Raw genomic sequence first — 1,013 nt, 5'->3', positions numbered from 1 at the left:
AGATGTGTATAAGAGACAGGGTCGGATGCGGTGGCCAGGGGCCGATCCAGCGGGGTGGTCATGTGGGGGACCGCGGCCAGCAGGGCGCGCGTGTACGGGTGCGCCGCACGGGACAGGTCGTCGGCGCGCACCTCCTCCACGATCCGTCCGCGGTACATCACGAGCACCCGATCGCACAGCTCGGCGACGACGGAGATGTCGTGACTGATGAACAGGATCGACGCACCGTCGGTGTCGCGGATCGCGCGCAGCAGGTCGAGCACCTGCCGCTGCACGGTGACATCCAGCGCAGTCGTGGGCTCATCGGCGATGATGAGCCGCGGGGTGAGCATGAGCCCCATCCCGATCATCGCGCGCTGGCGCATGCCGCCGGAGAACTGGTACGGGTACTGGCGCACGCGCCGCTCCGGGTCGGTGATGCGCACCGCCGCCAGACGTTCCGCGGCCAGGCGCCGCGCGTCGCGCCGCCGCATCCCGGCGTGCTCGGTGGCGACCTCGGCGAGTTGATCGCCCATGCGCATCGCGGGGTTGAACGAGGACATCGGGTCCTGGAACACCATCGCCAGCGACGTGCCCAGCAGCCGCCGCAGCGGGGCGCGGGCGCTGGTGAGCAGATCGGTGCCGAGGAATCGGAGTCGCGTGGCCTCCACGCGCCCCGGGTCGGCCACCAGCTGCGACACGGCCAGGGCCGTCATCGACTTGCCCGAGCCCGACTCGCCGACGATCCCGACGATCTCGCCCGCGGCGACCGTGAACGATACGCCGCGCACGGCCTCCACCGGCCCGGTCGCGCCGGGGAGGGTCACCCGCAGGTCGTCGACCTCGAGCACGGTGCCGGATGCGGCGGCCTCCGCCGACGACGCGGCCGACGGGCCGGGGCGGCGCGAGACGCTCAGCTGCCGGCGCCACCCGCGCGGGCCGAGGAAGAGGTCGTCGGAGATGCCGAGGCTGCGCGCGGCGGCCTCCCCCGTGAGGTTGAAGGCGAGCTCGGCGACTGTCTCTTATACACATCT

General features: G+C 72.2%; 1 protein-coding gene. It reads right to left on the bottom strand.

Annotated features, from left to right (window positions below):
• Positions 1-830, bottom strand: an 830-nt coding sequence (locus DQ241_RS20235; RefSeq protein WP_199584794.1) for an ABC transporter ATP-binding protein, incomplete at its 3' end; no start/stop codon positions are given.
• Between the last annotated feature and the right edge of the window lie 183 nt (positions 831-1,013).

Origin of the sequence: Blastococcus sp. TF02A-30, from assembly GCF_003319185.1 — a bacterium.
Lineage (GTDB): Bacteria > Actinomycetota > Actinomycetes > Mycobacteriales > Geodermatophilaceae > Blastococcus.
The sequence above is the reverse complement of the archived record's forward strand: the minus strand, read 5'-3'. Positions and strand labels throughout refer to the sequence as shown.